General features: G+C 73.4%; 1 protein-coding gene. It reads left to right on the forward strand.

The genetic code is table 11. The annotated features are described in order from the left end of the window. The first annotated feature begins 7 nt into the window (after positions 1-7). The gene (locus tag G3I65_RS23365) at positions 8-6,457 is read left to right on the forward strand and encodes a non-ribosomal peptide synthetase (RefSeq protein WP_203612481.1); all 6,450 of its coding nucleotides are present in this window, start codon (positions 8-10) and stop codon (positions 6,455-6,457) included. The last annotated feature ends 86 nt before the right edge of the window (positions 6,458-6,543 follow it).

The raw sequence follows: 6,543 nt of genomic DNA on the forward strand, positions 1-6,543 counted from the left end.
GGTGCTCGTGCCGCTCGCCGCGCTGCCGCGGACCGCCAACGGCAAGCTGGACCGGGCCGCGCTGCCCGCGCCGCAGCGGGCCGTCACCGGGCACGTGGCACCCCGGAACCCCGTGGAGACCGCGCTCGCCGCGATCTGGGCGGACGTCCTCGGCGTGCCCGAACCGGGGGTGGCGGACAACTTCTTCGCCCTCGGCGGCCACTCGCTGCTGGCGGCCAAGGTGACCGGCCGGATGCGCACGGAGTTCGGCGTCCGGCTGGGTGTGCGGGCGCTGTTCGAAGCGCCCACGATCGCGGCGCTGGCCCGGCTGGTGCCGGACGCGTCCACTGTGGACTTCGAGCCGATCCCGGTGCGCGCGGCGGCGGCTCGGACGCCGCTTTCGCCGGTGCAGCGGGGACTCTGGTTCGCCGAACGGCTCGCGCCGGGTTCGGCGGAGTACCTCGTGCCGCTCGCCCTGCGCATCGGCGGTGACCTGGACGCCGAGGCGCTGGCCGGCGCGCTGTCCGCGGTGGTGGCGCGGCACGAGGTGCTGCGCAGCCGGTTCGTGGAGGTCGACGGCGAGCCCGTGCAGGTCGTGGACTCGGTCTGCTCGGTGCCGCTGCCGGTCACCGACGTGACCGACGTCGAGGCGTTCGTGCGGTCGCAAGTGGACACCCCGCTCGACCTCGAGCACGGGCCCGTCTTCCGCGCCGCGCTGGGCCGGGTGTCGGACACCGACCACGTGCTCGCCCTGCTGCTGCACCACATCGTCGCCGACGGGTGGTCGATGGGCGTGCTGGCCGCCGAGCTGCGGGACCACTACGCCGGGATCCGCCCCGCGGCCCTGCCGGTGCAGTTCGGTGACGTCGCCGCCTGGCAGGCCGCCGCGTCCGACGAGGCCGGGCTCGCCTTCTGGCAGCGGGCGCTCGAGGGCATGCCGCACGTCGCCGAGCTGCCCGCCGACCGGCCGCGTCCGCTCACCCGCGACATCGCCGGGGCCAAGGTCCCCGTGCACGTCCCGGCGCCCGTCGTGAGCCGGCTGGCCGCGCTGGGGGCCGAGCACGGCGCGAGCCTGTTCATGACGGTGCTCGCCGCCTTCGAGGTCCTGATCAGCCGGTACACCGCGATGCGGGACTTCGCGATCGGTACCCCGGTGTCCGGCCGCGCCCACCCGCAGACCGAGCCGCTCATCGGGCACTTCGTCAACACCGTGCCGCTGCGCGCGGACCTGACCGGCGACCCGGCGTTCACGGAACTCCTGCAAAGGGTACGCACGAGCACCCTCGCCGCGTTCGACCACGACGACGTCCCGTTCGACCGGATCGTCGAACTGCTGCGCCCGCAACGCGACCTCACCCGCACCCCGCTCGTGCAGATCGTGTTCGCCCTGCAGAACAACGAAGAGGCGGGCTGGGCGCTGCCCGGCCTGGCCGTCGAGAAGCTCGCCGTCGACACGCGGGTGAGCAAGTTCGACCTCGAACTCGCGCTCGCCCAGGACGCAGACGGCGCCCTGACCGGCATCTTCGAGTACCCGACCGCGCTGTTCGACGCCACCACCATCGAGCGGCTGGCCGGCCACTTCACCACGTTGCTGGCCCGCATCGCCGACGCGCCAAGCACCCCGGTCGGCGAGCTGGACCTGCTGGGCGAGGCCGAGCGGGACCACCTCGTCCACGGCGTCAACGACACGGACGTCGCCTACGACGAGACCGTCTGCCTGCACCACCTGATCACCGAGCAGGCCCACCGGACCCCGGACGCGGTCGCCGTCGAATACCTCGACGAGAGCATCGGCTACGCCGAACTGGAACGCCGGGCGGGTGTCCTCGCCGCGCGGCTGGCCGCGCACGGCGTGGGCCCGGACGTGCCGGTGGGCTTGCGGATGGACCGCTCGATCGACCTGATCGTCGGCCTGGTCGCGATCCTCAAGGCGGGCGGCGCGTTCGTCCCGATCGAGACCGACGCGCCCGAACCGCGGGTGCTCGGCATCCTCGGCGACGCGCGTTCGCCGGTCTGCCTGATCAACGAAGGCGCACCCGCCCCGCGGAGCAACGACGTCAGGTTCCTCGAAGTGTCCGGTTTGGACGGTCCGGCACCCGGGCTGACCGATGCGACCCACCCGGACAACCTGGTGTCGATCTACTACACCTCGGGCTCCACCGGGAAACCGAAGGGCGTCGCCAGCACGCACCGCGGCTGGGTCAACCGGCTGCGCTGGCACCAGGACACCTACCGGCTCCAGCCGGGCGAGGCCGTCCTGCAGAAGACGACCCTCGTCTTCGACGACGCCGCGGTCGAATGCCTGTGGCCGCTCATCGTCGGGAGCCGTGTCTCGCTGATTCCGCCGGGCCTGCACCGCGACCCGGCCGCGATCCTCGCCGGCGCGATCCGGCACCGCGTGGTCAACCTGCAGTTCGTGCCGAGCATGCTGACGCTGTTCCTGGAGCAGCTGACCCCGGCGGACCGCGCCGCGCTCAAGCCGCTGCGCAACGTCATCACCAGCGGCGAGGCGCTCCAGCCGGAGCTGCTCAAGCTGTTCTTCGACCGCTTGGGTGAGCACGCGACCCTGCACAACCAATGGGGCGCCACCGAAGTCTCGATCGACTCGACCATGCGCGCATGCCTTCGGTCCGATGTGGACGGCGCGGGCTCGGTGAGCGTCGGCTCGCCGATCGCCAACAACCAGATCCACGTCCTCGACGAGCACCTGCGGCCGGTCCCGGTCGGCGTCCCCGGCGACCTGTTCATCGGTGGTGTCGGCCTGGCCCGCGGCTACCTCGGCGACGCGCGCAAGACGGCGTCGGCGTTCCTCGCCAGCCCGTTCGTGCCCGGCGAGCGGCTTTACCGCACCGGCGACCGCGGCCTGCGCACCCCCGACGGCGCGCTGACCTTCCTCGGCCGCCAGGACTCGCAGGTCAAGATCCGCGGCATCCGCGTCGAGCCCGGCGAGGTCGAGCAGGTCCTCCTGGAACTGCCCGGCGTCCGCGAAGCCGCGGTCACGGTGTGGCAGCCGGTGCCGGGCGACAAGCGGCTCGCCGGGTACGTCACCCCGCAGGCCGGCGTCACGCTCACCGAGGGCGGGATCCGCGAGGAGCTGCGCGAGCGGCTGCCCGTCTACCTCGTGCCGACGGCGCTGAGCGTGCTGCCCGAGTTCCCGACGACGACCAGCGGCAAGATCGACCGCAAGGCGCTGCCCGCGCCGGCCGCCGCGGGTGCCGAGTACCGCGCTCCGGAAGGCCCGGTCGCGGAACTGGTCGCCGAAGTGCTGCAGCACGTCCTCGGCGTCGAGCGCGTGGGTGCCGACGACAACTTCTTCGACCTGGGCGGGCACTCCCTGCTGGGCGTCCGGGTGGTCGCCGAGCTGCGCAAGCGGCTCTCGGCGGACATCCCGATCCGGCTGATCTTCGACTCGCCCACGGTCGCGGAACTCGCCGACGCGGTCGCCCGCGCCACCAAGCGTGAGTTCGAAGCCATCCCGAAGCGGCCGGACGGCCCGGCACCCCTGGCCGGGGTCCAGGTCGGCATGTGGCTGGCCGACCGGATGGCGCCGTCCAGCGCGGAGTACCTGGTGCCCAACGCGGTCCGCCTGCGCGGTCCGCTGGACGTCGACGCGCTCGCTGCCGCCCTGACGAAACTGGTCGAGCGGCACGAGATCCTGCGGACCCGGTTCGTCGAGATCGACGGCGAGCCGAAGCAGGTCGTCGACCCCGCCGGGCCGGTGCCGCTGCCGGTCACCGAGATCGACTCGATCGAGCCGTTCCTGGCGGTGCGGGGCATCGACCTCGCCACCGGGCCGGTGTTCGCCGCGGCCCTCGGGCGGCTCGCCGAAGACGACCACGTGCTGGTCCTCTCGGCACACCACATCGTGCTCGACGGCTGGTCCGAAGGCATTCTCGCCGAGGAGCTGCGTGACCTCTACGCGGGCGCCGACCTGCCGCCGCTGCCGGTGCAGTACGCCGACGTCGCGGCCTGGTCGCAGCCGAGCGAGGCGGACGTCGAGTTCTGGCGGACGCAGCTGGCTGGCGTGCCGCAGGTGGTGCAGCTGCCGACGGACCGCCCGCGGCCGCCGGTGCGTGACCCGCGGGGCGCGCGGTACGAGTTCACCGTGCCCGCGGAGCTGGCGGCCCGCCTCGGCGAAGTCGGCGCGGAAGCCCGCGCCAGCCTGTTCATGACGCTGCTCGCCGGGTTCCAGGTGCTCGTCTCGCGGCACACCGGGCTGCGCGAGTTCGCGATCGGCAGCCCGGTCGCCGGCCGGGACCACCCCGACACCGAGCGGCTGATCGGCCAGTTCGTCAACACCTTGGCGTTGCGGGCCGACCTGGCTGGCTCGCCCGGCTTCACCGAACTCCTCGGCCGGGTCCGCGAGACGGCGCTGAACTCCTTCAGCCACCAGGAAGTCCCGATCGACCGGGTCGTCGCCGAGCTGCGGCCCGACCGCGACCCGAGCCGGAACCCCTTGGTGCAGCTGATGTTCGCGCTGCAGACGGTGTCCGCGGGCGGCTGGGAGTTCGCCGGGCTCGACTGCGAGCCACTCGGCGTCGAGACCGGCGCGGCGAAGTTCGACCTCGCCATGGTGCTGCGCGAGCAGGCCTCCGGCGAGGTGGGCGGCGTCCTCGAATACCCGGTGGCGCTGTTCGACGAGGACACGGTCGCCGCGTTCGCGCAGCGGTACCTGCGCCTGCTGGCCGGGTTCGCCGCCGACCCGCGGCGGCCGGTGGACCGCGTCCCGATGCTCGATGCGGCCGAGGTCTCGCCCCTGCCAGGCGGCGCCCCGGGCGGGACGTTCGCCGGGCTCATCGAAGCGCAGGCGCGGCGGACGCCGGACGCCCCGGCCGTCGTGGCCGGGCCGGACTCGCTCACCTACGCCGAACTGGACGCGGCCGCCAACCGCGTGGCCCGGGTCCTGCGGGAGCGCGGAGCCGCGCCGGAAACGGTGGTCGCGCTGCTGCTGCCGCGCTCGGCCGACCTCGTCGTGGCACAGCTCGCGGTGGTCAAGACCGGTGCGGCGTTCCTGCCGATCGACCCGGGCTACCCGGCCGAACGCGTCCAGTACATGATCGACGACGCCGACCCGGTGCTCACACTGCGGGAACTGCCGGAGTCCACCGAGGACGACCGACCGCTCGGCGTCGAAGTGAAGCCGGAGAACGCGGCGTACGTGATCTACACGTCGGGCTCGACCGGACGGCCGAAGGGCGTCGTCGTCAGCCACGCCGGCCTCGGCACGCTGGTGGCCAACACCATCGACGCCTACCAGGTCGGCCCCGGCGACCGAGTGCTCCAGTATGTGTCCCCGAGCTTCGACGCGTCGATCCTGGAGCTGTGCGCGTCCCTGATGACCGGCGCCGCCCTGGTCGTCACGCCGCCCGGTCCGCTGCTGGGCGACCAGCTGCGGGACGTTCTCGCCGAGGGCCGCGTGACGCACGCGCTGATCCCGCCCGCGGCGCTGGCCACCGTCGAGGACGCGGACCTGCCGGACTTCCGGACGGTCGTGGTCGGCGGCGACGTCTGCCCGCCCGACCTGGTCGCGAAGTGGGCGCCGGGGCGCCGGATGCTCAACATGTACGGCCCGACCGAAGCCACGGTCGTCTCGACGGTCTCCGAACCTCTGGTGGTCGGCGCCCCGGTGACCATCGGCTCCGCGTTGAAGCACACGCAGGCGTACGTCCTGGACGACCGGCTCCAGCCGGTGCCGCCCGGCGTGGCGGGGGAGCTGTACGTCGCGAGCCCGGGCCTCGCCCGCGGCTACCTCGGCCGGCCGGGACTGACGGCGCAACGGTTCGTGGCGAACCCGGCGGGCGGGCGGATGTACCGCACCGGCGACCTCGTCCGCCGCACCCGCGCCGGTGACCTGGAGTTCCTCGGCCGGACCGACGACCAGGTCAAAATCCGCGGCTTCCGCATCGAGCTGGGCGAAGTCGAGTCCGCGCTGCGGGCGCACCCGGCGCTCACCGCGGCGGTCGTGCTCGCCAAGCCCGACCCGGCCGGGCAGAAACGCCTGGTCGCCTACGTCACCGGCGACGTGACGGCCGCGGAGCTGCGGACGTTCCTCGGGCAGCGGCTGCCGGAGCACCTGGTGCCGAGCGCGTTCGTCGTGCTCGACGAGCTGCCGGTCAACGCCAGCGGCAAGCTCGACCGGGCCGCGCTGCCCGAACCGGCCGAGGAGACGGCGGACTACGTCGCCCCGAGCAGCCCGGAGGAGCAGCTGATCGCCGACATCTGGAGCGAGGTGCTCGGCGTGCCCCGTGTCGGGCTCGGCGACGACTTCTTCGCCCTCGGTGGGCATTCCGTGCTCGCCGCCAAGGTCCGGATGCGGCTGCAGGCCGCGTTCGGCGTGGACCTCTCCCTGCCCGTGCTGTTCCAGACCACCACGGTCGCCGCGCTCGCCGCCGTGGTCCACACCGAGATCGAGGCCGAGCTCGCCGGCATGTCCGAGCAGGAGCTCCTCGACTCCCTCACCGAGGAGGCCAGCGCATGACCACGTTCGACATCCGCCCGGAGGCGGACGCCGACCGCGCCGCCCGGCTGCGGGCCGCGGTGCTCGCGAAACGGCTGCGCGGCCGG

The organism is Amycolatopsis sp. SID8362 (genome assembly GCF_010550475.1).
In the GTDB taxonomy this organism is placed as follows: Bacteria; Actinomycetota; Actinomycetes; order Mycobacteriales; family Pseudonocardiaceae; genus Amycolatopsis; species Amycolatopsis eburnea.